23 protein-coding genes are annotated in these 26893 nt (G+C 74.5%); 9 read left to right on the top strand and 14 right to left on the bottom strand.

The features are described 5' to 3' along the window. The first annotated feature begins 123 nt into the window (after positions 1–123). A complete protein-coding gene (locus tag ACWDRR_RS17760) occupies positions 124–1623 on the top strand; it encodes an aminopeptidase P family protein (RefSeq protein WP_449773104.1) in 1500 nt (499 codons plus the stop codon). A gap of 52 nt (positions 1624–1675) precedes the next feature. On the opposite strand, the gene ACWDRR_RS17765 is transcribed toward ACWDRR_RS17760, so the two are convergent. After that, positions 1676–3085 carry a hypothetical protein gene (locus ACWDRR_RS17765; RefSeq protein ID WP_449773105.1) on the bottom strand — a complete coding sequence of 470 codons (1410 nt, stop codon included), beginning with the start codon at positions 3083–3085 and terminating at the stop codon, positions 1676–1678. Beyond that, positions 3082–3774 carry an RNA polymerase sigma factor gene (locus ACWDRR_RS17770; protein ID WP_449773106.1) on the bottom strand — a complete coding sequence of 231 codons (693 nt, stop codon included), beginning with the start codon at positions 3772–3774 and terminating at the stop codon, positions 3082–3084. The genes ACWDRR_RS17765 and ACWDRR_RS17770 overlap by 4 nt, the downstream gene beginning before the upstream one ends. 288 nt (positions 3775–4062) lie before the next feature. On the opposite strand from ACWDRR_RS17770, the gene ACWDRR_RS17775 reads away from it, so the two are divergent. Further along, complete coding sequence (locus ACWDRR_RS17775; RefSeq protein ID WP_449773107.1) at positions 4063–5100, top strand: helix-turn-helix domain-containing protein; 1038 nt, start codon at positions 4063–4065, stop codon at positions 5098–5100. A 26-nt stretch (positions 5101–5126) separates the two neighbouring features. On the opposite strand, the gene ACWDRR_RS17780 is transcribed toward ACWDRR_RS17775, so the two are convergent. After that, positions 5127–5903, bottom strand: a complete 777-nt coding sequence (locus ACWDRR_RS17780) for a MerR family transcriptional regulator (protein WP_449773149.1) — start codon at positions 5901–5903, stop codon at positions 5127–5129. 264 nt (positions 5904–6167) lie between these two features. Between ACWDRR_RS17780 and ACWDRR_RS17785 the strand changes: the two genes are divergently transcribed. Continuing rightward, positions 6168–6926, top strand: a complete 759-nt coding sequence (locus tag ACWDRR_RS17785) for an aquaporin (protein ID WP_449773108.1) — start codon at positions 6168–6170, stop codon at positions 6924–6926. Positions 6927–6943: 17 nt separating this feature from the next. Here ACWDRR_RS17785 and ACWDRR_RS17790 read toward each other — a convergent pair whose 3' ends face one another. The 7 genes from ACWDRR_RS17790 to ACWDRR_RS17820 all read right to left on the bottom strand — a co-directional run bounded on the left by ACWDRR_RS17790 (position 6944) and on the right by ACWDRR_RS17820 (position 13421). Next, a complete protein-coding gene (locus tag ACWDRR_RS17790; protein WP_449773109.1) occupies positions 6944–8164 on the bottom strand; it encodes a hypothetical protein in 1221 nt (406 codons plus the stop codon). Between the two features lie 163 nt (positions 8165–8327). Further along, the gene (locus ACWDRR_RS17795; RefSeq protein ID WP_449773110.1) at positions 8328–9527 is read right to left on the bottom strand and encodes an LPXTG cell wall anchor domain-containing protein; all 1200 of its coding nucleotides are present in this window, start codon (positions 9525–9527) and stop codon (positions 8328–8330) included. A gap of 423 nt (positions 9528–9950) precedes the next feature. Beyond that, positions 9951–10529, bottom strand: a complete 579-nt coding sequence (locus ACWDRR_RS17800) for a flavodoxin family protein (protein ID WP_449773111.1) — start codon at positions 10527–10529, stop codon at positions 9951–9953. Positions 10530–10640: 111 nt separating this feature from the next. After that, on the bottom strand, positions 10641–11516 hold the full coding sequence (locus ACWDRR_RS17805) for an NAD(P)-dependent oxidoreductase (RefSeq protein ID WP_449773112.1): 876 nt from the start codon (positions 11514–11516) through the stop codon (positions 10641–10643). A gap of 210 nt (positions 11517–11726) precedes the next feature. After that, positions 11727–12140: a YunG family protein gene (locus ACWDRR_RS17810; RefSeq protein ID WP_449773113.1), complete on the bottom strand. Its 414-nt coding sequence runs from the start codon at positions 12138–12140 to the stop codon at positions 11727–11729. Positions 12141–12183: 43 nt separating this feature from the next. Further along, positions 12184–12600: a PPOX class F420-dependent oxidoreductase gene (locus ACWDRR_RS17815; RefSeq protein ID WP_449773150.1), complete on the bottom strand. Its 417-nt coding sequence runs from the start codon at positions 12598–12600 to the stop codon at positions 12184–12186. Between the two features lie 260 nt (positions 12601–12860). After that, a complete protein-coding gene (locus tag ACWDRR_RS17820) occupies positions 12861–13421 on the bottom strand; it encodes a GlcG/HbpS family heme-binding protein (protein ID WP_380572535.1) in 561 nt (186 codons plus the stop codon). Positions 13422–13702: 281 nt separating this feature from the next. Here ACWDRR_RS17820 and ACWDRR_RS17825 point away from each other — a divergent pair, with 281 nt between their 5' ends. Together ACWDRR_RS17825 and ACWDRR_RS17830 are read left to right on the top strand one after the other, a co-directional pair. Then, a complete protein-coding gene (locus tag ACWDRR_RS17825; RefSeq protein ID WP_449773151.1) occupies positions 13703–14965 on the top strand; it encodes a sensor histidine kinase in 1263 nt (420 codons plus the stop codon). Then, positions 14962–15606, top strand: coding sequence for a response regulator (locus tag ACWDRR_RS17830; protein WP_449773114.1), 645 nt, complete (start codon positions 14962–14964; stop codon positions 15604–15606). The genes ACWDRR_RS17825 and ACWDRR_RS17830 overlap by 4 nt, the downstream gene beginning before the upstream one ends. A gap of 552 nt (positions 15607–16158) precedes the next feature. Here ACWDRR_RS17830 and ACWDRR_RS17835 read toward each other — a convergent pair. Continuing rightward, positions 16159–16731, bottom strand: coding sequence for a hypothetical protein (locus ACWDRR_RS17835; protein ID WP_449773115.1), 573 nt, complete (start codon positions 16729–16731; stop codon positions 16159–16161). Positions 16732–16979: 248 nt separating this feature from the next. Here ACWDRR_RS17835 and ACWDRR_RS17840 point away from each other — a divergent pair, with 248 nt between their 5' ends. The 3 genes from ACWDRR_RS17840 (at position 16980) to ACWDRR_RS17850 (ending at position 20035) form a co-directional block, all read left to right on the top strand. After that, complete coding sequence (locus ACWDRR_RS17840; protein ID WP_449773116.1) at positions 16980–17645, top strand: TetR/AcrR family transcriptional regulator; 666 nt, start codon at positions 16980–16982, stop codon at positions 17643–17645. Positions 17646–17917: 272 nt separating this feature from the next. Continuing rightward, positions 17918–18697: an alpha/beta fold hydrolase gene (locus ACWDRR_RS17845; RefSeq protein WP_449773117.1), complete on the top strand. Its 780-nt coding sequence runs from the start codon at positions 17918–17920 to the stop codon at positions 18695–18697. Between the two features lie 213 nt (positions 18698–18910). Next, positions 18911–20035: a nucleotide disphospho-sugar-binding domain-containing protein gene (locus ACWDRR_RS17850; RefSeq protein ID WP_449773118.1), complete on the top strand. Its 1125-nt coding sequence runs from the start codon at positions 18911–18913 to the stop codon at positions 20033–20035. A 118-nt stretch (positions 20036–20153) separates the two neighbouring features. On the opposite strand, the gene ACWDRR_RS17855 is transcribed toward ACWDRR_RS17850, so the two are convergent. Beyond that, complete coding sequence (locus tag ACWDRR_RS17855; RefSeq protein ID WP_449773119.1) at positions 20154–22634, bottom strand: ABC transporter permease; 2481 nt, start codon at positions 22632–22634, stop codon at positions 20154–20156. Further along, entirely contained in the window at positions 22631–23365 is a 735-nt protein-coding gene (locus ACWDRR_RS17860; RefSeq protein WP_449773120.1) for an ABC transporter ATP-binding protein, read from the bottom strand. The genes ACWDRR_RS17855 and ACWDRR_RS17860 overlap by 4 nt, the downstream gene beginning before the upstream one ends. An 85-nt stretch (positions 23366–23450) precedes the next feature. Here ACWDRR_RS17860 and ACWDRR_RS17865 point away from each other — a divergent pair, with 85 nt between their 5' ends. Beyond that, positions 23451–24059 (top strand): response regulator transcription factor, encoded by a 609-nt coding sequence (locus ACWDRR_RS17865; protein WP_449773121.1) that lies wholly within the window; start codon positions 23451–23453, stop codon positions 24057–24059. Positions 24060–24144: 85 nt separating this feature from the next. Here ACWDRR_RS17865 and ACWDRR_RS17870 read toward each other — a convergent pair whose 3' ends face one another. Then, a complete protein-coding gene (locus ACWDRR_RS17870) occupies positions 24145–26268 on the bottom strand; it encodes a histidine kinase (RefSeq protein ID WP_449773122.1) in 2124 nt (707 codons plus the stop codon). Positions 26269–26893 lie beyond the last annotated feature (625 nt).

Raw genomic sequence — 26893 nt, forward strand, 5'->3', positions numbered from 1 at the left:
GGTCGAGCGGCCGGGCGTCCGTACCATGGACGCACGGCCGCCCACGTGTGTCGCGATCCGACGCCCCCCGGCCTTCGCCCGGGGGACCCCCATGGGCGGCACCCGCGCAAGGAGGCGACGTACGTGACCGAGGACCGCACCCCCGCGGTGGCCGAGAACCCCGAGGCCACCGGCGGCGAGGAGCCGCAGGAGTTCAAGGGCCGCAAGAACGGCCTGTACTCGGAGGTCTCCGACGAGCTGGCCGCCTCGATGAAGTCCGGCTGGGCCGACACCGAGCTGCACGGCCTCACCCCGGTCGCCCAGGCCCCGTACGCCGCCGAGCGCCGCGCCCGGCTCTCCGCCGCCTTCCCCGGCGAGCGGCTCGTCGTCCCGGCCGGCACCCTGCGGGTCCGGGCCAACGACACCGACTACAACTTCCGCGCCGCCAGCGAGTACGTGCACCTCACCGGTGACCAGACCGAGGACGCGGTGCTGGTCGCCGAGCCCACCGGCGAGAGCGGCCACGCCTTCGGCCTCTACCTGCTGCCCCGCTCCGACCGCGAGAACGGCGAGTTCTGGCTGGACGGCTACGGCGAGCTGTGGGTCGGCCGCCGCCACAGCCTCACCGAGCAGGAGCAGCTGCTCGGCCTGCCGGTGCGCGACGTCCGCAAGGCCGCCGAGGAGCTGGCCGAGCGCGCCAAGGCCGACGCCGTCCCGACCCGGATCGTGCGCGGCTACGACGCCGGCCTGGAGGCCGCGCTCACCGACGTGCTGGACGCCGACCAGGACGCCGGGCTCAAGGAGTTCCTGAGCGGTCTGCGACTGGTCAAGGACGAGTGGGAGATCGGCGAGCTGCGGGCCGCCTGCACCGCCACCGTCAACGGCTTCACCGACGTGGTCCGCGAGCTCGGCCAGGCCGTCGCCACCTCCGAGCGCTGGATCGAGGGCACCTTCTGGCGCCGCGCCCGGGTCGAGGGCAACGACGTCGGCTACGGCTCCATCTGCGCCGCCGGCCCGCACGCCACCACCCTGCACTGGGTGCGCAACGACGGCGAGGTCCGCCCGGGCGAGCTGCTGCTGCTGGACGCCGGCGTGGAGACGCACACCCTCTACACCGCCGACGTCACCCGCACGCTGCCGATCGACGGCCGGTTCAACGCGCTCCAGCGCAAGATCTACGACGCGGTGTACGACGCCCAGGAGGCCGGCATCGCCGCGGTCCGGCCCGGCGCCCGGTTCCGCGACTTCCACGACGCCTCGCAGCGCGTGCTGGCCGAGCGCCTGCTCGCCTGGGGCCTGCTGGACGCCTCGGTGTACGACCTGGAGAAGGTCCTGGAGCTGGGCCTGCAGCGCCGCTGGACCCTGCACGGCACCGGCCACATGCTCGGCCTGGACGTCCACGACTGCGCCCACTCGCGCACCGAGGAGCACGTCGACGCGCTGCTGGTGCCCGGCATGGTGCTCACCGTCGAGCCCGGCCTGTACTTCCAGCAGGACGACCTGACCGTGCCCGAGGAGTACCGCGGCATCGGCATCCGGATCGAGGACGACATCCTGGTCACCGCCGACGGCAACGAGAACCTCTCGGCGGGCCTGCCCCGCCGCGCCGAGGACGTCGAGGCGTGGATGGCCTCGCTGGCCTGACCGACGCACCGCGGGCCCGGCTCCCCGAACGGGGGGCCGGGCCCGCGGCATGCTACTTGGCGACGACCTTCAGCGGGATGACGACCTCACCGGGGACGGCGTAGCTCCCCGTGTCCGGCACCGGGCGGGCGTACCGGATACTCAGCGGGAAGGTGTCCGGCTTCTCCGTCGCCGCGATCTTCAGGCGGTACTTCACCGTCGCGCTCTGGCCCGGCGCCAGGGGCAGTACCGGAACAGTGTCCGGGTCGGACGGCAGCCAGAAGTCCAGCGGCTTCCAGTTCGCTCCGTCCAGGCGCTCCAGGGTGCCCTTGGGGAACTCTTCCGCAGTTGTGTACAGCCCGGGGTAGAAGTAGACCTTGGCGCCCGAGTAAGTCGTCCTGCCGGTGTTCTTGAACGTCACCGAGAACTCCACCGGGGTCCCGTCGTTCGGGACCGCCTGCCCTGCGCTGAGGCCGGTGGTCGAGACCGTCACATCACCCGAGTACGGCGCCGGGTGGCCACTGACGTCCAGGCTGTTGACGATCGCCTGCAGTCCGGCCTGGTAGTCGGACTTGAGACCGATCGCCGACACGAACACCTGGTCCTTGGGCAGGGCCCACATCTGCGCCGTGAAGGACTCCTTCGGGTTGCAGGTGACCTGCCACTGCGACTTGCGCGCGGGGCGGCCGGACACGGTGGGCGTGGTCTTCACCGGGCCGGTGCTCGTCAGTCGTTCGGAATCGGTGGGAATATGGGGATTGTCCCAGACCGGGCAATTCGGCTGCGAACTCCAGCCTCCGGGCGAATCCATGAAGTACACCGACGGCCAGGACTCCGCCTCCACGTCGAACACGTTCAGCGTCACGCCGTACGGGTCGCAGTCGCGGGAGGTCGCGTTCTGCGGTGCCCCGGGGCTGAGAACGCAGAGTCTGTCGCTGCTGGCGGCGTCCGCGGCAGGAGCGGCCCGCCACCCCGCCGGGATCTTGAGCTTCACGCCCCGGAAGGTGTACGGCGTCGACGGCGCCGCCGGGGGCGTGGTGGTGGTCGCGGTGGTCGGGGTGCCCGTCGTGCTCGGGACGCCGACCGGTGCCTCGGTCACGGGGTCGGCCGCCGGCGTGGTGGTCGCGGCCGTCGCCGAAGGGCTCTCCGACGGGGTCGGCTCCGCGGTCGGGCTCGCGCTCGGGCTCACGGTGGCCGTGACGGTGGCCGCCGGGCCCGGGTCCTCCTGCTTGGCCACGGTGTCACCGCGGAAGCCGAGCACGCCGAACGCCATCGCGGCGGCCAGGCCGAACAGCGGCACGGCGGCGAGGTGGACCGGCTTCAGCCGGCGCATCCGCCGGCTCGGCGGGGCGGCCGGGCGCAGGTCGTGCGCGGTGATCTGCATCGCCCGGGCGCTCATCGCCTCGCGGAGCAGCCGTTCCATCGGGGTGTCGTCCGGCCCGTCACCGTCACCGCCGGACCGGCGGGGAAGCTTGTCGGTCATCGAACCTTCTCCAGATGCTTTTCCAGGGCGTCCAGTGCCCGGCTGGCGGTGGACTTCACGGCGCCCCGGGACAGCCCCAGGGTCTCGGCTATCTGTGCTTCGGACATGTCCGACCAGTAGCGCAGCACCAGCACCTCGCGCTGGCGGGAGGTCAGCTCCTGCAGGGCGACCAGGACGCGCCGGTGCTCGTCGTTGAGCACGGCGTGGTCCTCGGCCGACGGCGCGTCGGCCTCGTGCGGGGGAACGTACTCGCGGGCCGTCTTCCGGCGGCGCAGCATCGACCGGGCGCCGTTGACCACGCTGGTGCGCAGGTAGCCGAGGGCGTTGTCCAAGTCCTCCAGCTGCTCGCCGTGCCGCTGGTAGAGCTGGGTGAAGGCCTCCTGGACGACGTCCTCGGCGAGGTCCTGGTGGTCGACCAGCAGGACGGCCATCCGCACCAGGCCCAGCCGGTGCGCATGGTAGAGGTCGGTCAGGGTGGGCCGCTCCTCCGGCTCCGGCTTCCGGCCGCCGCGCAGCAGCCGGAAGCCCGACCGCCGCTGCACCACCTCCTGTTCGGAGCTCGCCGGGGCACTGTCGAGGGCGGGTGCTCCGCCTGCTTCCTGCGCACCGAAGAGCAGCCCGATCAGCCCGGAGCCGAAGAAGCCGCCACTCCTCCCGCGTCCCGCAATCGGCCCGATGGCCATGGACATCCGCGTTCTGCTTTCCCCCGGGACGGTGCCCGGCGTGGACCGGACCGTCATGACACATGATCAAGATCGTGATCGGCGGGAATCCTGCCATTGCCGCGGCTGTCGGCAGTATCCGCCCCCCTGTGGTGATGGACGCGCGACAACGCCCGGGGTTGCAGGTGACTTCCGAGAAGATTTCGGCCTGGCCGGGACGGCTACACTCACCGGCATCCCGCCACCCGGCACCCCGCCGGCCGGCATCCCGCCACCCGCCACTCAGCCACCCGACACTCAGCCCGAGGGGACTTCATGGCCGACCAGCAGACCACCCGCCCGGTGGCCGTCGCGATCGGGCGGCGGCCGGAGCCGGTGCACGACGTCGCGGTGTACGCCTTCGACGGCATGACGCCGTTCGAACTCGGCGTGGTGGTGGAGGTGTTCGGGCTCGCCCGACCCGAGCTGAGCGGGCTGCTGGCCGCCCCCTGGTACGGGCTCAAGGTCTGCGCCGACCGGCCGGACACCGCGCTGCGGTCGGTCGGCGGCTTCTCCCTGACCGCCCATCACGACCTGGAGGACCTCGCCGCCGCCGACACCGTGGTGATCCCGGGGGTGCCGAACGCCTTCAGCGGCGAAGTCTCCCCCGGACTGGTCGCCGCCCTGCGCACGGCGCACGAGCGCGGCGCCCGGATCGTCTCGATCTGCTCCGGCGCCTTCGCACTGGCCGCCGCCGGTCTGCTGGACGGCCGCGAGGCCACCACCCACTGGCGGTACGCCGAGCTGCTCCAGCAGCGCCACCCGTCCGTGCGGGTCAACCCGGACGTGCTGTACGTGGACAGCGGCTCCGTCCTGACCAGTGCGGGCAGCGCGGCCGGGATCGACCTCTGCCTCCACCTGGTCCGCCGGGACCACGGCGCCAAGGTGGCCAACAGCGTCGCCCGCCGCTTCGTGGTGCCACCGCACCGGGACGGCGGGCAGGCCCAGTTCATCGAGGCGGCCGTCCGGCCGGTCGAGGAGGAGGACGACGGCGTCGCCCGCTCCATGCAGTGGGCGATGGACCACCTGTCCGACCCGCTGACGATCTCCCTGCTGGCCCGGGCCGCCCGGATGTCCGACCGCTCCTACCTGCGGCACTTCACCGCCCGCAACGGCACCAGCCCGATGCGCTGGGTCGTCACCCAGCGCATCGCGGCCAGCCTGCCGCTGCTCGAATCCCCGGACGGCTCGGTGGAGGAGATCGCCACCGCCGTCGGCTTCGAGAGCGCCGCGACCTTCCGGCACCACTTCGGCCGGGTGATGCGCACCTCCCCGACCGCCTACCGGCGCAGCTTCGGCAGCGGCGCGGCCTGACTCCCCCGCGGCCGCGGGGCCGGTCCCTACGCCTGCTCGCCGGTGCGCAGGGCCGCGTTGGCGAGCATCGCGTCGTGCAGCCACCGGGCGAGGCCCGGGGCGAGCTGCTCGTAGGTGGCGGTGAACCTCGGGTCGGCGAGGTACATCCCGGCGATGCCGCGGTGGATCTCGAAGGTGCAGTCGTAGAAGTTGTCGCAGATGTGCTGCCGGTGGACCTCGGCGAGGTCCATGGCCGGGCCGCCGTCGGCCGGTTCGCCGGCGGTGAAGGCCTCGACCAGGCGGGCGTTGAGCGCGTCCGTCTCGGCCTTGATCCGCTGCCAGTCGTCCTTGCTGTAGCCGCCGGTCCGGCGCTGGGACTGCGCCCAGGCGTCGGTGTCGCCCCAGCGCTGCTCGGCCTCGGTCTCCCAGTCCTCCTGGTAGGACTCGCCGAAGACCTCGAACTTCTCCTCCGGGGTCAGCTGAATGCCCATCTTCCGTGCCTCCATGGCGTGTTCGACAGCCGCGGCCAGTTCCTGGAGGTGGCCGATGCGATCGGTCAGCAGCTTGTGCTGGCGCCGCAGGTGCTCGCTCGGGCTGACCGAGTCGTCGTCCAGGATGGCCGCGATCTCTTCCAGGGGGAACCCGAGTTCGCGGTAGAACAGGATCCGCTGCAGCCGGTCGAGGTCGGAGTCCTGGTACCGGCGGTAGCCGGCCGGGGTGCGCCCCTGGGGGGCGAGCAGTCCGATCTCGTCGTAGTGGTGCAGGGTGCGGACGGTCACCTTGGCGATCTTCGCCACGGCACCGACCGAGTAGCCGCCGCTCATCCGGGTCGCTCCCTTCTCGCTGACCACGACTCTCCCGCCTCCCGTTGCGTGAGGGTCAAGCCCAGTCTCGCGGGGAGCGCGCCACGAGCCGCGTACGGCCGGTCCGCCCCGCCGGCCCCGGCTGCCCGGCCCGTCCCGCCGGCCCCGTCGGCCCCGGGGGCCGACGGCCCCGTGCGAGTCTCCGAGCGGACCGCCCCGGACGGGCCCCGGCTTGGACGAAGCCGCCTATTGCCGGGGCCGGACGGCAGCCGCGACCATGGCGCCATGACCACCACCGCTGCGCCCCTGGTACGACGACTGGCCGCGGAGGCGGTCGGCACGGCCGCGCTGGCCGCCGTCGTGGTCGGCGCGGGCATCCAGGCCGCCGCGCTCAGCCAGGACGGCGGGGTCCGGTTCCTGGCCGACGTCGGGGCCTCCGCACTGGCCCTGGCCGTGCTGATCGAGCTGTTCGGCCCGGTCTCCGGCGGGCACTTCAACCCCTTGGTGACGGTCGGCGCGTGGTGGGCCGGCCGGCGCGACGGCAGCGGTCCGACACTGCCCGAACTCGGCGGGTACGCCGCCGCGCAGGCGGTCGGCGCGGTCACCGGGACGGGCCTGGCCAACGCGATGTTCGGGCGGCCGTTCGTCGAGCCCTCCGGGCACGGCCGGGACGGCGCCGCGCTCTGGCTCGGCGAGGCGGTGGCCACCGGGACGCTGCTGCTGGTGGTCGCCGGGCTGAGCCGCAGCGGGCGCGGCCGACTCGTCCCGGCGGCGGTCGGCCTCTGGGTCGGCGCGGCCTGCTGGGCCACCTCCTCCGGCGGGTTCGCCAATCCGGCGGTGACCCTCGGGCGGGCGCTGACCGACAGCTACACCGGGATCGCGCCCGGCTCCGTGCCCGGGTTCGTGCTCGCCCAACTGGCCGGGGCGGTGGCCGGTCTGGCGCTGGCGGCGGCGCTGTTCGGCCGCTCCGGGCCCGCCCGGCCCGCCTCCGTGCCGGACGACGCGCGCGATCTCGTCCCGGGCCCGGCGACCGCGGCCGGCTGAGCCGGCCGCACCACCGGTCAGCCCGCGGCGCCCACCAGCGCCCGCTCGCGCCGCCGGGCGGACCGGCCGCCGCCGTCTCCCCCGGAACGCGGACGGCGGTCCTGCCGGGTGGGCCAGAGCAGCACGTACGCGGCCGACAGCACCACGAAGGCCAGCCGGACGAAGCCGCGCGCCGAGTCGGACGGGATCAGCAGCGTGCCGCCGTAGAGCGCGGCCAGCGCGATCCAGCTCCACCACGGCACCAGCCGCTTCTGGCCGACCGCGTCCCAGAGCAGGGTGCCGAGCAGGATCGACGCGCTGTAGTAGGTGTAGACGCTGGGGTCGAACAGGATCCGGGCGTCCGCCCCCAGTAGCACCACGGCCGGCCACCGACCGCGCCACACCGCGATGCTGCCCAGCGCCAGGCCCAGGCCGAACTGCAGCGGCCGGTCCCACCACGGGGTGGTCGGGTCGGTCACCCCGAACCAGCGCAGCGCCGAGGCCGGCTGGTTGGGGATGGTGAACTTGGCGGCCGCCACCGTGTCCAGGTTGCCCAGGTAGAACGGCAGCCAGGCGACGGCCACCAGGGCGACGAACCACAGCGCCGTACGCAGCCAGGCGGGCCGGGGCAGCGCGAGGATCAGCGGGGCGAAGGCCAGCGCCCAGGGCTTGGAGTCCACCGCCAGCGCCAGGTAGACGCCGACCTGGACGGCCCGGCCCCGGCTGAGCGCGTGCGCGGCGAGGGTGGTGAAGAACAGCGCCAGCACGTCGTCCAGGTGCGCGAAGCGGACCGAGACCTCCACCCACATCGGGATGAACGCCAGCCCGGCGACCAGCAGCCGCTGCTGCAGCCGGCGGTGGTTGGTGCCGGTGCCCAGGTAGTACCAGGCGGCGGTGCGGCCGACCAGCACGAGCATCACCAGGCCGAGCCCGGACATCGCCGCCTCGGCCACCACCTGACCGGTGTGCGCGGGGAACGGGCTGAAGAGACGGGCGACGGCCAGGCTGACCGGGCCGATCTGCAGCTCGGGGTGGTGGGCGTAGAGCGAGAGCCCGCCGTCGGCCTGTCCGCTGAAGAGCAGCTCCTCGCCCTGGCGCAGGTAGTGCCAGGAGAAGCCGCCGCTGGGCTCGACCAGCAGGAACCAGAGGATCGTCCAGCCGACCAGCAGGACGTGGTGTCTGCGCACCGGCAGACCGGCGATCCGCCCGGTGGCGGCCTCGTAGTCGGTGGTGGACCGTGCCGTCCGTGCTCCCCGCACCCCTGTACCTCTCCCGACGCCGAGCCCCCCTTCGGCCGGTCATCCTATGTGACCTGACGGAAGGCGAACGCGCCCCTCGGGTGTCCGGTGGAGGGACACCCGAGGGGCGCGGTCGACGGCGGGGCCGGAACCCGGCGCGGCCGGGGGCTCAGCGGAGCCGGTGTCAGCCCTGCTGGGCGGACTTGCGGCGACGGAGCAGCACGAGGGTGCCGGCACCGGCCGCGAGGACGGCGCCACCCGCGATGGCGATGACGGTGGTGTCGTCACCGCCACCGGTCTGGGCCAGCGCCTTGTCGGCGTTGTCGGCCGCGGTCTTGGCCTTGGTGACGGCGGCCGGGGTGAGCTTCGGCGGCGTCACGGTCGGCACGGTCACCGGGAAGTCGATCGGCTCCTGGGTGCCGGTCCCGCCGGTGGCCGGGGCGGAGGTGGTCGCACCGGTCGGCTGCGCGGTCGCGGAGGACGACGCGGTGGCGGACGCCGAGGGGCTGGCCGACGCCGAGGCGGTGGGCGTCGCGGACGACGTCGCGGTGGGCGTCGTCGACGGCGTGGTGGTGGCGGTCGGCGTGGGCGTCGCGGTGGTGGTCGCCGTGGCGGTGGCCGTGGGCGTCGGCGTGGCGGTCGCCGAGGGCGAGTGGCTCGGCGAGCCGCTGGGCGACTGGCTGGCCGACGGGCTGCCGGTCGGCTTCACCGTGGGGCTCGGCTTGCCGGTGCTCGGGCTGGCGGTCGGCTTGCTCCCGGCCTTGATGGTGAAGCCGGCGCCGGTGATGCCGTCGCAGCTGAAGTGACCGTTGCCGACGGGCTCGTGGGTCTGGTCGTCGAGCTGCTCGGAGAAGACCACCGGGACCACGCCGGCCTTGCCGAGCGGGGCGTCCTTGGTGAACGAGGCGCGGACCTTGATGGAGACGTCCTTGCCCCGGTTCACGCCGAGCAGCGCGTCGTCGGAGTCGACCCCGCCGAGCAGGATGAGCACCGCGTCGTCGTCGGAGTCCCCGCCGCCGGGTGCCACCGAACCGGGCAGCCAGCCGCCGCCGGGCAGCTGGTACTCGACCTTGAGGTCACCGGCCTCCAGGCTGCCCGCGCGGTTCTTGAACTTGAGCAGCGGGATAAAGACGAAGTCGTGCCGGGTCGAGTTGTCGATCCGGAAGGTGAACTCGCGGGCGTCGCCGCCCGCGATGAAGGTGTCCGGCACTCCGCGCACGGAGAGGTCCAGGCTCTGGCGCGAGGCCTTGTCGGCCTGCGGCGTCGCGGCGGCGGACGGGGAGCCGGTGGTGCCGACGGCGACGGCGCCCTGGGCACCGGCCAGCACCATCGAGGAGGCGAGGGCGGCGGCGCCGGCAAGGGCGAAACTGCGACGTATGGACATGGGCAAGGAAGACCTCACGAGAGAGTCCGGGCGCGGCCCGGGAGCGCGGAAGGACGGGGCTGTCCGAACAGTGGTCCCCCCACAAGCTGAAAGTCCGACGGAGACTACCGAAAGATCCAGCCACTCCGGAAGGCGGGTGCCACCCTTCGTGCACCACCCTGACCGGATACTGTCCGATTGGCCCAACTCCGTCACTTCATAAGGCTTTTGTGTCCGACCGTCAGCTGATCCCAGTGTGACCGGTACACGTCCGGAACGCTGCGTCGGGTGGGCGGGCGGTGGCCGAAAATCGCTGTCGGGCGGCCGGTCCACGACCTGCCGCCCCTCAACGGCCGCGTCAGCGTGCGTCAGCCCGCGTCAGCGTGCGCCCGTGTCGGCCCGGACCAGCCCGGACCGGCCGGTGCCGGCCGGTGCCGGCCGGTGTCAGCCGGCGAAGAAGGACTTGGCGGCGACCAGCGCCCGCTCGTCGTTCAGCACGTCCCCCGGGCGGGTGCCGTTGCCGAGCAGCGCGCCGCCCCAGCGCATGCCCATGTAGTCGGCGCAGAGCCGCAGGGTGGCGATCAGCGGATCCGCCTTGTCAGGCTCGGTGGCCAGGGCGGTGACGGCCCAGATGGTCCCGCCGGACAGCCGGGCGCGGAAGTCCGCCCCGGGCACCCGCAGCCAGGCGGACCAGTGGTCGAGGTAGAGCTTGGCGCTGGTCGGCAGCGAGTACCAGTACACCGGCGCCACGAAGACCAGGTCGGTCGCGGCCAGGGTGGCGTCCAGCAGGGTGCGTTCGTGGCCGACCGGCTCGCGGAAGCCGCCGTCGTCGCTGTGCCGGCGGTCCTCGAACAGCGGCAGCGGGTACTCGCTCAGCCGCAGCCAGCGCTGCTCGGCACCGGCCGGCAGGCTCGCCTCGGCCGCCAGGCGGGCCAACCGCTCAGAGTTGCCGTCCGGGCGTGAACTGGCGTTCAGGAAGAGGAAGGAACGCGGCGCTGCGGCGCCGGCGGTGTGCTCGGACATCAGGACCCCCGTGCGGACGGTGACAGAAACCCCGAGCCTACGACAGCGCGCCGACGGCTCCGCCGGGCGTGCGGCACCACCCACCGACGCCACCACGGCGCCCGGTGGCCGCTACGCCGGCAGGCCCGCCCGGCGGCGGGCGACGGCCGCGACGGCCGCCCAGTCCTTCTCGCCGTCGCCGTGCGCGAGCGCGTCGAGGAAGGCGTCCCGCAGCACGCTGCCGAACGGCAGCGGCACCCGCGCCGCGGCACCGGCGGTGAGCGCGAGGTCGACGTCCTTGAGCCCCAGCGGCAGCTTGAAGCCGGCCGGCTCGTACCGGCGCTCGGCGACCATCGCCCCGTAGCCGGAGTAGACCGGCCCGGGGAAGAGCGTGCCGGTGAGCATCTCGACCAGGTCGGTCGGGCGGACGCCGTTGGCCTCGGCCAGGCTGCACGCCTCGGCCATCGACTCGATCGCGCAGGCCAGCAGGAAGTTGGCGCTGATCTTGGCGGTGTTGGCCTGGCGCGGGCTCTCCCCGAAGTGCCACGTCCGGCGCCCCATCGCGGCGAGCAGCGGCTCGGCCCGGGCGAGCGCCTCCGGGGCTCCGGCGGCCAGGATGTTCAGCTCGCCGGCCGCCGCCACCGGGGGCCGGCCGAGGACGGGCGCGGCGACGTAGCCGATGCCGTGCTCGGCGTGCAGGGCCTCGGCCCGCTCCGCGAGCGCCACCGAGACCGTCGCCATGTTGACGTGCAGGGTGGCCCGGGCTCCGGCCAGCAGGGCGGGGTCGAGCAGCAGCCGCTCGACCGCGTCGTCGTTGGCGAGCATGGAGACCACCGCCTCGGCGGCGAACGCGCCGGCCGGTCCGTCGGCGGCCTCCGCGCCCTGGGCGACCAGCGCGGCCACCGGCTCGGGCGAGCGGTTCCAGACCCGGACGGGGTGTCCGGCCCGCAACAGGCTGGCGGCCATGCCCTGCCCCATCGAGCCGAGCCCCACGAATCCGACCGTCATCGCGGCCATCGCACACTCCCGTCGTCGCCCGGCGGCCCGACCGGCCTGCCCCGGGGCCGGCGGCTCCGGCCGGCCGGAGCCGCCGGGCCGACGCCGGTGTGCCGGTGGGCCGGAGCGAACGCGCCGGATCAAGTGGGCCGGAACGGCTGGGCCGTCCGGCCACGATCCATGCGTTTCCGACTCTACGTCAGCCCGCCGACACCGCCGCGGTCAGGCGCACGCACGCTCCGGCAGCCGGGGGCGGCCCGCCTCCAGCTCGGCGACGACCCGGTGGCGCAGCAGCTCGTACTGGGCCTGGAGCCGCCCCGGGCGCTGCGGGCGGGCGACCGGGCGACCGGGGCCGACCCGCTCGTCCGGGCCGAACTGCTCACGGGTGAGGTCGATCTCGAAGCCGGTGGCGAACCGGTTCCACCAGTGCAGGTCCGTCCGGACGCCGCCGACGTGCACCTCGCCCATCATGAGCTCGCCGCCGAGCAGGTCGTGCAACACCATCGCCGTCACCCCGCACTGGCCGCGGGCGGGATTGTCGGGACGCCAGTGGGCCAAGTCCTCGGGCGCACAGGTGTCGACACCCCAGGAGGAGCGGATCGCACGTTCGATGTCGTTGAGGGTCCACGCCGTCATAGCGGGAAGCCTGCCACGCGCCACTGACAGCGGCACAGGCTTTTCAATGGGCCACCCCGTGTTCTGCGGTGACCTTCTCGATCTTCACCCGTACGAGCAGCTCGCCGGGGACGCCGTTGCGGGCGCCGTACTGCTCGGCGAGTTCCTCGCCCATGTACCGGGCGGCGATCCGGGTGGCCCAGGCGCGCACCTCGGCCAGGTCGTCGCCGAGCCGGGCGGTGCCCTGGACGAGGGCGTAGGAGAACGGCGGCCGATCGTCGTCCACGCAGATCATCACCCGGCCGTCCCGGGCCAGGGTGCGGCCCTTGACGGTGCCGGCGCCGGTGTTGAACACGATCTCGTCGCCCTCCAGCAGGAACCAGACCGGCGCGACGTGCGGCCGGCCGTCGGCCCGGGTGGTGGCGATCTTCGCGGTACGGGTGCCGGCGGCGAGGAACGCGCGCCATTCGGCCTCGGTCATGTGGGGCATGCGTCCATCCTGGCCGCTCCGGCGCCGGGGCGCAGCGGATACCGCGGACCCGGTACGCCGGACGCGGACCCCGCCGCGACGGCGGGCCCCCGCCACGACGCGGGCACCGGCGGGTACGGGCACGGGCACCGCCGGGTACGGCACCGCCGGGCACGGGAACGCCGGGCACGGGAACGCCGGTGCACCGGAGCGGTCGGGGGTCCGCTCCGGTGCACCGGCCGCCGCGGCGGGCGTCCGCCGCCCGCCGCCCGCTACTTGCCGAGCGCCGCGACACCCGCCTGGGCGAACTGCTCGTCCAGGTCGCCGCTGGGCGCGCCCGCGACGCCGATCGCCGCGACCGGTGCGCCCTTGGCCTGCACCGGGGCGCCGCCGGCCAGGAACAGCGTGCCCGGGATGTCCTTCAGGTTGGGCGCCTGCGCCAGGCGCTTGGCCAGCTCGGAGGTCGGCGCGTTCCAGGAGACGGCCGTGAAGGCCTTGCGCTCGGCCGACTCCGGCGACTGCGGGCCGGCGCCGTCGCCCTTGAGCAGCACCCGGGTGATGCCGTCGCGGTCCACCACCGCGACCGAGACGTGCTGGCCGGCCTTGGTGGCCGCGTCCAGGGTGGCCTGGGCGGCCTTGGTGGCGGCCTCGATGGTCAGCCCGGTGGTCTGGGTGAGGTTCTTGTTCTGGGTGTCGGCCTTCACCGCCGCGGCGGCGGCCGGGGTCTCGGTGGTGTCGGCACTGGCCGAGACGGCGCCGACGGTGGCGGCGGCCAGCGCGGCGGCGGCGACGGTACCGGTCAGCACACGGGTGCGCACGGAGGTCTTCTTCATGGTCAAGCTCCTCGTCGGATCGTTCGGGGCCACGGCCGGAATCAGGGGGCCGGTCGGGCTCGGCGGCTTCGGTATCGATCCTCCGGTCGCCGACCCCCCGGCCGCATCGACGGTCCGGCCGCCGCCGGCGCGCATGATGGAGGACGGCCCCGTCAACCGATCGGCTGATGCGCGACCGGGTCGGACGGGTCACCATCGAGGGATCGGCGCAGGTCAGCGCGGTAGCCATGAGTGTCGACAGCAGAGTGGGAAGGAGCCGCCCCGTGGCGCAGGACCACCCCGTGGAGCAGGACCGTCCCGCCCCGGACGCCGGCCTCGCCCCCGACGACCCGGACGCCGGCCGACTGGCCGTCCTGCTGGACTCCGCCTTCCTGCTGCTGCTCGCCACCTCGCTCGGCCGCTACCTCACCCACCACCCCGGCAACCCCCGCATCCCCTGGGTGATCGGCCTCGGCGTCGCCCTGGCCGTCGCCCAGCCGGTCGGCTCCTGGCTGGCGCATCGCCGGCCGCCCGCCCCCGGGCACCGGCGCAGGCTCTGGCCACTGGCCCTGGTGGTCGCGCTCTGGGTGGTGCTGGTGCTTCTGGCGCCGAGCTTCGCCTGGTGCGCCGTCCCGCTGGTCTACACGGCCCTGCGCACCCTGCCCGCCCGGGCGGCCATCCCGCTGGTGGCCGCGCTCACCCTGCTGGTGGTGATCGGCGAGGTCCGGCTGGGCGGGGTGGACGCCAATCTGGTGCTGCTGCCGCCCGCCGTGGCGGCGCTGGCCACCGCCGTCTTCCTGTACATGGAGCGGCAGGCCGAACGGCAGCGGGCGCTGATCGCGGACCTCGTCCGCACCCGGCGCGAACTCGCCGCCACCGAGCGGCGGGAGGGCACCCTGGCCGAGCGCGAGCGGCTGGCCATGGAGATCCACGACACCCTGGCGCAGGGGCTCTCCAGCCAGCAGATGCTGCTCCAGGCCGCCGACCGCACCTGGGAGGCCGACCCGGTGACGGCCCGGACCCATGTCCGCACCGCCGCCGAGGTGGCGGCCCGCAACCTCGCCGAGGCCCGCCGCTTCGTCCACGACCTCGCGCCCGCCGAGCTCGCCGACGGCCGCACCCTCGACCAGGCGCTGCGCTCGCTCGCCGAGCGGGAGTCCGCCGAGAGCGGGCTGCCGGTCCGGTTCCACCTGGACGGCGCCCCGGTGCCGCTGCCCGCCGCCGCGCAGTCCGCGCTGCTGCGGATCGCCCAGGGCGCGCTGGCCAACGTCCGGGAGCACGCCGGGGCCTCGGCCGCCGCGCTGACCCTCTCCTTCCTCGGCGACCAGGCCGTGCTGGACATCGCCGACGACGGCCGGGGGTTCCACCCGGTCGGGCCCGGCGGCCCGCGCCCCGGCCCGCCGGGCGCCGACGGCGGCGGGCGCGGTCACGGCCTGCCCGCGATGCGGGCCCGGCTGCGGCAGCTCGGTGGCACCCTGACCGTCGAGAGCACCCCCGGCGAGGGCACCGTCGTCTCCGCCGCGATCCCGCTGGAGCCCCGCCGAGCCCCCTTGGAGCCCCGATGAGCACTGCCCCCGCGACGCCACCGGTGCGGCTGCTGGTCTGCGACGACCACGCCGTCGTCCGGGCCGGCCTGCTGGCGCTGCTGGCCAGCGCCGGTGACATCGAGGTGGTCGGCGAGGCGAGCAACGGCGAGGAGGCGGTCGCGCTGGCCGCCCGGCTGGCGCCGCAGGTCGTGCTGATGGACCTCCAGCTCGGCGAGGGCATCGACGGTGTCGAGGCCACCCGGCGGATCACCGCCGCGCCCGGCGCACCGCACGTCCTGGTGCTCACCACCTACGACACCGACGCCGACATCACCCGGGCGATCGGCGCGGGCGCCACCGGCTACCTGCTGAAGGCCGAGCGGCCGGAGGAGCTGTTCGCGGCGGTGCACGCGGCCGCGCGCGGCCGTACGGTGCTGTCGCCGCCGGTCGCCTCCCGGGTGATGGCCCAGATGCGGGCCCCCGTACCGCAGTTGACCGAGCGTGAGCAGGAGATCCTCGCCCAGCTCGCGCAGGGGCTGGGCAACCGGGAGATCGCCCGGGCGCTGTTCATCAGCGAGGCCACGGTGAAGACCCACCTGGGCCGGATCTACGACAAGTTGGGCGTCGACACCCGGGCGGGCGCGGTGGCCGTGGCCAAGGAGCGCCGCCTGCTGCGCTGAGCACCCGCCCGGTACCGCTCCGTGCCGGGCGCACCCCCGGAGTGTCGGATTCCGGACCGGCCGACGCCCGGCGCCCGCTCCGGGCGTTCGACCGGACGGGTGAGGCCGGACCGGCCCCGGTCCCTCCGTCCCCGCTCCCACCGTCCCGCAGGGCCCCCGCGCCGGCCGATCAGCACGTATACGGATCACCCTTGCCGGAAAAGGCCTTCCCGGAGTCCGACCGGTGACGCCCCCTCAGCCGGCCGCACCCACCCGGAGGCCCGCCCCGAGAATGTGGATGTTTCGTGGATCTCACTATTGACAAACCAACCACTCGGTTTGTTAGCGTGGAGATCAACGACGCCCCCGGTGGTGGGGCCTCGCCGGGGTCTGTGCGACCCACCCTCGCCGGAGGGTGGCTGCCAGGGGGGTGCGGCGAGGGGACCGGGGAGTCGGGGGGTACGGCGTGCCGATGCCGTGTGCGGGGAAGGCGCGGAGCGAGTCCGGGGGGACTCGCTCCGCGCCTTCTCGACACCCCTCTTCGACGCGGCACCACCGCGCACGCCGCCCGGATCAGACCATCGCGCTCCAGAACGGGCAGCAGACCTCCGGCAGTGGCCTCACCGCGCCTGCGGCGAACGGGACTTCGGGCCCGCCGCGGGCACCGTCCGGCCGCGCGGAGCGGGCCACCCCCGGCGAGGTCGCCGTCAGCCGGGCCTCGCCCAGCCCGCCGAACTCCAGTGCGAGCCGGTAGCCGTCCGGCGTGACCGCGGCGACTCCGGGCAGGTCACGACCGGCGTTCACCGAGGTGATGGTCCAGCCGCGCCGCCGCCACCCCGCCTCCACCATGACCGGCAGCTCCCCCCGGCGGGCGGCCGAGATGATCGTGACGATGTCCCGGCCGCGCCCCACGTACCACTGGACACCACCGTCGGCCGGGCCGGAGCCGGGTGCCGGCAGGCGCGCCCCCGCGCTGGGCGCGGCACGTCGCCAGGACAGTGCCGGCCGGACGGCGTCCAGCGTCTCCCGCAGCAGGTGCTCGCAGCGTTCGGCGGCGGCGTCCTGGTCCACCGCGGCCCGCGCGGGCCGTGCGGGGGGTCCGGCGGGCGCCGACCGCAGCGGCCCGGCCGGGATCTCGACGTTCACTTCGGCTCCACCTGACTGCACCGGGCCCTCCGCACTTCTCCCGGCGTTCGACCCGGGAAGGGATTCCGTCACTGCGTGGACGGCACGCCGGAGCGCCACAGTTCCACGCCCCGTGCGGCCCGGCGCAGTTCCACCCGCCACGGCGCACGGCGCAGTGCCGCACGGTGTCGCGCGCGCCGCACCGGACGCACCCCCCAAGAGTAAACTGCACCGAGTAGTGCAATCCAGGCCGCGAAGGAGAGACCCCGATGACCGCAGGGACACCAGGAACGCCAGGGGCCCCGGCCGCCGCCGCGAACTCGCGGCGCATGCCGGAGAAGCGCCGGGCCATCGCCCGCGCGGCGAGCACGGTCTTCGGTCGCGAGGGCTACACCCGGGCCAGCGTGGACACGATCGCCGCCGAGGCCGGGGTGTCCAAGCGCACCATCTACAACCACTTCGGCGACAAGGAGAAGCTGTTCCTGTCCGTCGCCCTGGAGACGGCCGGCGAACTGACCGAGGTCATCGCCCGGTTGGCCGACCGGCACCTGCACAAGATCGTCGACCTGGAGGCCGACCTCACCGCCTTCGCGGTCGACCGCGCCCGGGCCGTCCTCACCGCGGGCGACCACTACGCGCTCGGCCGGACGATCCGCGCCGAGGCCGGCAACATCCCGCCCGAGGTGCTCAACGCCTGGCTGGACGCCGGCCCGCTCGCCTCCCAGCGCGACCTCACCGCGCACTTCGGCCGGCTCGCCGGGCTGGGGCTGCTACGGATCGAGGACGCGGAGCTCGCCGCCACCCAGTTCACCCTGCTCACCTTCAGCGGCGCCGCCGACCGCACCTTCTTCGGCGCGGTCCACGTCCCCGAGGCCGAGCTGCTGCCCGGCATCACCGCCGGGGTCCGCGCCTTCCTGCGCCTCTACGGCAGCTGATCCGACCCCGCGCACGAGGGCCGGCCCCACCCCGGGGCCGGCCCTCGCCGCACACCCGGGCACCACGCGTCGGCACCCGGGCGGCAGAACGGCCGGGCCCTCACGGGCGCCCAGGGCTCCCGCGGGCTCCCACGGGCTCTCACGGACTCCAAAGTGCACTGCACGGTGTAGTTGTCTCAGTTACCTACACCGTGTAGTTTACTTTCTGTCGGAAGGAGCCAGCGGCTCCGCCCGACGAACGACCCGCACCCGCCCGCCGAAGGGACCAAGCCATGCCCACCATCACCGTCGACTCCGCCCGCATCCCCTACCGCGTCGTCGGCGAGGGCCCCGAGACCCTCGTCCTCGTCCACGGCACCGGCCCCGGCTCCGGCATGTGGGACCACCTGCTGGACGGCTTCACCGACCGCTACACCGTGCTGCTCCCCGAGCTGTCCGGCAGCGAGGCCGCCGAGGACGACGGCGGCGAGCTGACCGTCGAGACCCTCGCCGCCCAGGTCAACGCCGTCATCGAGGACGCCGGCCGCGGCCCGGCCGACCTCGTCGGCTTCTCGCTCGGCGCCGTCGTCGCCACCGCTGCCGCGGCCCGCCGCCCGGAGCAGGTGCGCCGCCTGGTCGCCGCCGCGGGCTGGATCAACGCGGACGACGAGTACCTGCGCAACATGATGACCGTCTGGCTCGCCATCGCCGACGACACCGCCGCCTTCGGCCGCTACGCCACCCTCACCGCGTTCAGCCGCGGCTTCCTCAACGGGATCGGGCGCGAGGGCGTCGAGGCCAACGCCACGTTCATGCGGCCGACCCCCGGCACGCTGCGCCACATCGGCCTCAACCTGAACCTCGACATCACCGAGCTGCTCCCCCGCGTCCAGGCCCCGACCCTGGTGATCGGCTGCACCCAGGACGCCACCATCCCGGTGGAGAACGCCCGCCGCCTGCACGCGGCCATCGCCGGCAGCGAGTACACCGAGTTCGACACCGGCCACGTCGTGGTCTTCGAGCAGTCCGAGGCCTTCACCTCGACGGTCCGCGGCTTCCTCGCGGCCGCCTGACCGGAAGGCGACCCGCCTCGTCGCCACGGCGGCCACCGCCGGAGCGGTCGGACGGAGCACATTCCGCTCCCGTCCACAAGGCCTGTGACAGAACGTCCGATAATCGATCCTGCCGGGAACGGGAATTGACCGATCGTCAGTTCACGGAGAGAGCGGGCCCCGGCCCGCACCAGCCAACTCCGAACCAGCTCGAAGAACGCCCAGGAGACAATCGTGCGCATCCTCTTCACCGGCCCGGCCGCGGCCAGCCACCTCTTCCCGATGGTGCCGACGGCGCAGGCCCTGCGCGCCGCCGGGCACGAGATCCTGTTCGCCAGCCCGAAGCCCATGGACCAGCTCCGGGAGGCCGGCTTCCCGATCGTCGAGATCGGCGACGGCCGGCCGCTCCGGGAGGCGTTCGAGGAGTCCACCGGCCGGACGAGCTACGCCACACCGGACCTGGACCAGGACGAGATCCTCGACCTGGCCGCCGCCGCCTTCGCCCACGCCTCCCGCTCCACCGTGGACGACCTGCTGGCCACCGCCGACGCCTGGGCGCCCGACCTGCTGATCCACGACTCCTGCCTGGCCTCCGCCCAGTTGGTCGCGGCCAAGCTCAAGATCCCGGTGGCACTCCAGAACTTCGGCTTCACCTCCGGCCTCGACATGGCCGCGCGGCTCGCCACCCACTTCACCGACGTCTACGAGGCGCACGGCGTGGCCGGCCCGGCCGAGTCCACCCCGCTGGACATCGTCCCGGCCTCGCTCGGCGGCGACCAGGGCGGCCTGCGGATGCGCTACCTCCCCTACAACGGCGGCGGCGTCGTCCCCGCCGACCTGCTGCGCCGCGGCACCCGGCCGCGGGTCGCCGTGACCCTGGGCACCGTGGTCGCCGACATGGACGGCGTGCACGCGATCACCCGCCTGATCGAGTCGGCCGCCTCCGTCGACGCCGAATTCCTGCTCGCCGTCGGGGCCGCCGACCTCACCCACCTCGGCACCCTCCCGGCCAACGTCCGGCCGCTGCCGTGGGTCCCGCTCGCGGAGCTGCTGCGGGTCTGCGACGCGGCGATCCACCACGGTGGCTCCGGCAGCACGCTCACCGCCCTGCAGGCCGGACTGCCCCAACTGCTGCTCCCCCAGGGCGCCGACAACTTCGCCGTCGCCGACATCCTCACCGCCACCGGTGCCGCCCTGCGCTCGGCCTCCGACGACGTCGACGCCCCCCTGCTCACCCGTCTCGTCTCCGACCCGGCGCTGCGCGACGCGGCGGCCCGCCTCCGTGCCGAGAACGAGGCCCTCCCCACCCCCGCCGCCCTCGTGCCGGCCATCGAGGCCCTCGCCACCGGCCCGCGCTGACCCGCCGGCGCCGGCCCGCACCGAACCGGGCCGGCCCGGGCTCGCGTCCGCGCAAGCCCGGGGACGGCAGCGGCCGCAGGTCGAGTGACCTGCGGCCGCTGCCGTACCGGACGCTTGCTCAGGCCGACCGCTCCCGGCCGCGCAGCGCGGCGCGGGCCGGCAGCCAGGTGCCCACGGCGGCGAGCGCCGCACCGCCGGCGAGGACGACCGCGAGCAGGCCGATCGGCACGGCGACCGCGGCGGTGCCCCGGGTGATGCCCCGGGCGTAGGTGGTGAGCACCGCGAACGCGATCCCGAGACCGAGGACGGTGGCGATCGCGACGGAGGTCGCGGTCTCCCAGCCGAGCATCCGGCGGACCTGGCGGCGGGTGGTGCCGATCAGCCGCAGGGCGGTGAACTCCTGACGGCGGTCGGTGATGCTCATGGCGAGGGTGTTGAGGACGGCGATGGCGACGAAGGCGATGATCAGGCCGAGCGTGACGTAGCCGATCTGGGCGCTCGTCCGGTTGCCCGCGGCCTGCGCGGCGGCGCGGTCCAGGACGCCGAGGCCGGGCTCGGCCCGCAGCGCGGCGGCCAGCGCCGACCGGGTGACGCCCTCCCCCCGGACGAGCAGGTTGTCGTCGAGGGGGACGTCGACGTGCGCGGCCACCAGGTCGTGCGCCAGCGTCAGGTCGCCGAAGCCCAGGCCCCGGGCGTACAGGGCGACGACGGTGACCTCGGCCGGGGTGCCGTCGGCGAGGGTGAGCCGGATCCGCTGGCCGAGGCGGTAGCCCAGCCCGTCCGCGGCCGCCGCCGTACCGTCCGCCAGCGTGCCGATGTCGCCCGCGGTCACCCCGAGGTCCAGGGTGTCGGTCAACCGCTCGGGCGTGACCGCCTGGACGCTGCGCTTGGTCAGGCCGTCGCGGACCTGGGTGTGCAGCACCCGGGTCACGGTCCGCACGCCGGGGACGGCGGCGACCGACGCGGCGGCGGAGGAGGGGACGCGCGGCCCGACCACGAAGTCGGCGACGCTCCCGCGGTCGCGCTGCGCACCCGAGGCCCGGTCGACGGTGGTCTGGGTGAAGAGGATGGTGCAGGCCATCGCGACCAGCAGGGTCAGCGGGGTGACGACCGAGGCCAGCCGGTGCGCCGCGGCCCGCAGGTTGTGGGCGGCGAGGTAACCGCCGACCCGGGACACCCGCAGCGGCAGGCCCAGCACCGCGACAGCGGCCCGGACGACCGGCGGACCGAGCAGCGACAGCGCCGTGCACCACAGCAGGACGGCGATGAAGCAGACCGGGGTGGAGGCCTGGTCCGAGTGCAGCGCGGTGAGCAGGGCGGTGAGGACCACCGCGCCCACGGTGGCGAGGACGCCGAAGACGATCCGCGCCCAGCCCAGCCGCGGCGGCTTGATCTCGGCCTCGCCAAGGGCCTCCACCGGCTTGATGGCGGTGGCCCGCCGCGCCGAGATCCGGGCGGCGCCCCAGCCGGCCAGCAGGGTGGCGCCGGCGGCGGCGAGCACGGGGAACGGGGAGAGGACGACGGGGAGGTTCTCGGGGATCACGTCCAGCGCGACGAACCGGTCGCGCAGCCAACCGCCCAGCGGCAGGCCGGCGGCGGCGCCGAGGACCCCGGCGGCCAGGCCCACGGCGAGCGCCTCGCCGCCGATCATCTTCCGGACCTGCCGTCCGGTCGCGGCGACGGCGCGCAGCACCGCGATCTCGCGCTGACGCTGCTGGATCGACAGGCCGAAGGTGCCGACGACGACCAGCAGGGCGACGAGCAGGGAGGTGCCGGCCAGGACGGCGCCCATGCTGACCAGGCGCACCTGGGCGTTGGCGGCGTCGGGGAACTCCACCGGTCCGCGGTCGTCACCGGTGCGGGCGACGGCGGCCGGGGCGGCGGCCGTGGCCGGGACGCTCCGGAGCAGGGCCTCGACATCGGCGGCGGCCGAGGGCGCGGCCGGGAACACGCCGATCGCGCTCAGCAGGCCGTCGTGGCCGGCGAGCTGCCGGGCCCGCTCGGGGGCGAAGTACACCGCCGCCTGACTGGCGAAGCCCTGGCCGGTGACGCCGACGACGCGCAGGGTCAGCGTCCCGGTGGCGGTGCGGGCCTGCACGGTGGAGCCCGCGGACAGGTGGGTCCGGGCGGCCGTGGCCGCGTCCAGCACGACCTCGTCGGCAGCCGACGGCGCGCTCCCGGCGGCCAGCGTCACGCCGGCCAGCGGCGCGGACTCCCAGCCGTGGCCCCAGGACTCGCTCGTGGGGCCGCCGGGCAGCAGCACCGGGAAGGTCACCTCCGTGGCAACCTCCCGCACCGAGGGCAACGCCTTGATGCGCTCGGCGAGTGCGGCGGGCACCCAGGCGTGGTCGGCGATCGGCTTGGCCTTCTCCTTGACCTTGCCCTTGCCCTTGTTCTCGACGTGGTGGACGTTCTGGTCCCCGGCGACCACGATCGGCGCGGCCGCGTACCGCTCGGGCTGGACGCTGCCGAGCAGCCCCGTGGCGAGCAGCGTCCCGCAGCCGCAGACCAGCGCGGCGGCGCAGAACAGGGCGACGAAGGCGCCGGCGAAGCCGGCCTTGCGGTGCCGCAGGGTGGCGAGCGCGAAGCTGAGCATCATCGGTTCCACGCTCCCAGGCGGATCATGCGGTCGGCGACCTTGGCGGCGGTCGGCGCGGACATCGTGTCGGCGACCCGGCCGTCGGCCAGGAACAGCACGTCGTCGGCGTAGGACGCGGCGACCGGGTCGTGGGTGACCATGACGATGGTCTGGCCGAACTCGTCGACGGTCTGCCGGAGCAGGGTCAGGACCTCGCGGGCGGTCATGGTGTCCAGCGCGCCGGTCGGCTCGTCGGCGAAGAGCACCTCGGGGCCCGAGATCAGGGCCCGGGCGATGGCGACGCGCTGCTGCTGGCCGCCGGACAGCTGGCCCGGCCGGTGCCCGGTCCGCTCCTGCAGTCCGACCCGGCCGACGAGTTCGGCCAGCCGCGCGGTGTCGGCGCGGCGGCCCGCCAGGCGCAGCGGCAGCGTGATGTTCTGCTCGACGGTCAGCGAGGGGATGAGGTTGAAGGACTGGAACACGAACCCCGCACGCTCCCGGCGCAGTTCGGTCAGCCTGGTCTCGCTCAGCCGCGACAGGTCGGTCTCCCCCAGGCGGACCGTCCCGGACGTCGGGCGGTCCAGGCCGGCCGCGCAGTGCAGGAAGGTGCTCTTGCCCGAACCGGAGGGCCCCATCACCGCGGTGAAGCCGCCCTTGGGCAGCCGCACCGTCACCTCGCGCAGTGCGGCGACCGCGCCCCGCCCCTTGCCGTAGACCTTGCTCACGGCTTCCAAAGTGATCGCTTCGCTCATGCCTCCAGCCTGCCGAGCCGTGAACTCCCGGGACAGGGAGCGGATCACGAGCCAACCGTGACATCGTCACGGGTAGGGTCGTCGCATGATCAGACTCCTGCTGGCGGAGGACCAACACGTGGTGCGCGGCGCGCTGGTGGCGCTGCTGGAGCTGGAGCCCGACCTGGAGGTGGTCGCCCAGGCCGGCTCGGCCGACGACGTGGTGCCCCGCGCCATGGTCGTCACGCCCGACGTGGCGGTGCTCGACATCGAGATGCCGGGGCGCACCGACGGCCTCCAGGCCGCGGCGGCGCTCAAGGAGAAGGTGCCGAACTGCCGGACGCTGATGCTCACTTCGAACGGACGCCCCGGGCTGCTCCGGCGGGCCCTGGAGGCCAAGGTCGACGGCTTCCTGCTGAAGACCGCTCCGCCGGAGGAGCTCGTGGCGCCGATCCGGCAGGTCGCCGGCGGCGGCCGGGTGCTGGACCGGGGGCTCGCGGTCGCGGCCTGGGACCTCGCGGACAACCCGCTGACCCCGCGTGAGAACGACGTGCTGCGGGAGCTGGCCGGAGGCGCCGAGCCGCCGGAGATCGCGGCGCGGCTGCACCTGTCGACGGGGACCGTCCGCAATGTGCTGACCGCGGTCGTCGGCAAGCTCAACGCCCGGAACCGGACGGACGCGGTGCGCATCGGGCGCGAGGCGGGCTGGCTGTAGCGCCCGGGCCGTCGGCCGCCCGGGTCTCGGGCGGCCGGGTGTCGGGCGGCCGGGTGTCGGGCGGCCGGGCCCCGGCGTCCGGGCGTCAGCCCGTCGGTACCTCGGCCCGCAGCAGGTACCAGCCGTCGTCCGGGCCGGCCGCCAACGTCCCGCCGATCGCGGCGAGCCGGACGGTGAGGCCACCGATCCCGGAGCCGGGCGCCCGGACCCCGTCCGGCACCCCGTCGTTCTCCACCTCCAGCCGCACCGCGCCCTCGTCCACCGACGTGGCGATGCGCGCATGGCGGGCGCCACTGTGCCGCAGGATGTTGGTGACGGCCTCCCGGAGCACCACGCTCAGCACGGCCCCCGCCGCCGCCGGCACCGGTACGTCGTCGACCTCGACCTTGATCGCGGCCGCCTCCAACACCGCCGCCGCCGAGTCCAGTTCGGCGGCGAACGACAACTGCGGGCTGTCGCCGACCACCGTCCGCAACTCGCTCTCCCCGCGCGCGGCCAGCCGCACGATGTCCCGCAGCTCGGCCCGGCCGCGGCCGGGGTCGGTGGCCGCCAGGCGCCGGGCGAGCTCGGCCTTGAGCAGGATCGCGGTCAGCCCGTGGCCGAGCAGGTCGTGCAGGTCGCGGGCGGCGCGCAGGCGCTCGGTCACCACCGCGGCACGGGCCAGGCCCGCCCCCGCCCGTTGCAGCTCCCGCACCAGGCGGACCAGCCGCAGCAGCCCGTAGACGACGACGCAGGTGATCAGGGCGTCGACGGCGGCGAGCAGCGCGGGTACCGCGCCACCACCGGTGATCACGCCGCCGGCGACCGCCGCCGCGACGGCGAGCACCGGCCCGGCCCGCAGCGGCAGGGCGATCAGCAGCGCGCCGGCGAGGATGCCGGGCGCGCCGATCCAGTTCCGCCCGAACCAGGGCAGCGGAGCGAGGGCGACGGCCGCCGAGGCGAGCAGGACGAGGCGGGCGTGGCGCGGCGCGTCCTGGGTCGCGAAGCGGATCTGCAGCCCGCAGAACACCAGCAGACACGGCACGCCGAGACCGAGCAGGGGCACCGGCAGGAGCAGCACGGCCTTCACGCAGAAGGTGCCCAGCACGAGGAAGTACAGGCCGAGCACGGTACGCAGCTCGGGCGGATCGGCGGCCGCCGCCGGCGCGGGGGTGGTCGCGACCGCCGCCTCGACGGCGAAGCGGCCGTCCGGTTCCAGACCGGCCGTCAGCCGCCCGCCGACGGCGCGGACCCGGTCGGCGAGGCCGTCCAGGACGTCGGCGCCGAGCGCGGCCGTCGGCACGCCGTCGCTCACCACCCGCAGCACCACCTGCCCGGCCCGCTCGCCGGTGACGATCTCGCACCACCGCGCGTCACCGACCCGCACCACCGCGGTGACCGCCTCGCGCAGCACCGTCGCCAGCACCGTCCCGGCCGGTCCGAGCGGCTCCGAGTGCCCGACCCGGAGGTCGGCGGCGATGCCCGCGGACGTCAGCAGGGCCCGGGCGCTGGCCGCCTCGGGAGCCAGCGACAGGCTGCGCAACTCGGCCGCCGTGGCCCGGGTCGCCGCCAGGGTCCGGCGCGCCGCGGCGATGAGCTCGTCCAGGACCGTCGGGTCGCCGCGCAGCGCCAGACCGTGGACCTCCGCCAACCCCTCGGCGAGGCCGGTCTCCAGGCCGGCCGCGATCCGCAGCCGCTCGGCGGTCACCGCGGAGGCCGCCAGCGTGAGCCGGGCGGCGTGCGCCCGCGCCGCGAACAGCGCCAGCGTGGTGACGGCGTACAGCATGACGCCGCCGATCGCGACGATGAGCGTCATGTCCGCGGTGTCGCGCACACTGCCCGACCGCGTCAGCTCGACCAGCGCCGCGGAGCCGCCGAACAGCGGCAGCAGAACCCGGCGGCGTTCCAGCAGCAACGAGGCGGCCGGCAGGCAGAGCAGGCCGATCGACACCCCGAGCGGCACGACCGCGAGCCAGCCGACGGCCAGCTCCACCGCCGTCCACACCCCCGGCGCCACCGGAACGATCCGCCGCAGCCCCGGCGAGCTGTGGCGGAGCTGCACCACCACCAGCACGAGACAGGCCACCACGACGCCGAGCCCGACCCCCGGCTCGGCCGGGACCCGCGCCAGCCCCTTCAGCAGGTGCACCGAGGCCATGGCAGCCGCCGTCGCGACGACCAGCGCACGCGACAACCGCGCCCCGACGTCCCTCCCCGATGCCCCCTCCACCCGGGGCATGCTACGCGCAAGCCGATCAAGGAGACACGCCCCTCGGCCCGCCCGCCACCGGCGGCACATCACCCCGGAAAACAGCGAAACCGCAGATCGAATGATCTGCGGTTTCCCGATATGGAGCGGGCGACGAGAATCGAACTCGCGCTATAAGCTTGAGAAGCTTTGGGCTTTCAGGCGGAAAATGTCCCCTGACCTGCGACGATACCGGCGCAACCAGCCCTTCGGACGCCCGACAGAGACCGCTGTTATCCGCCGCTTACCACCCGTTCTGGCACAGATCCGGCACGCGCCGTAGCCGCACCAGAAGGGGCCCTCGATAGATCGAATATAAGTTCGACCAAGTGTCCTCCTACAGGTACAGACTTCGCTGGCACCTGCTCGGAGGATGGTGCTGGGGAGATCAGCCCGCCATCCTTTCGAGGTCTGTCGTGTTGGGAGCCATCGCCGAGTGGAGTGTCCTCCTGATCTGGGGCGTCTCGCTTGTGGGCGTCCTACTCGAGAGAGTGCGAGTGCTCTTGGAGAGGGCTACCTGTGTCGTTCGCGCTTGGCGTGAACTACGCCGGGAAATGCAGCCGCCCGCCGCCGACGCGGACCGGCGAATGGCCGATCCGTGATGCAT

It is taken from the genome of Kitasatospora sp. NPDC003701, from assembly GCF_053587085.1.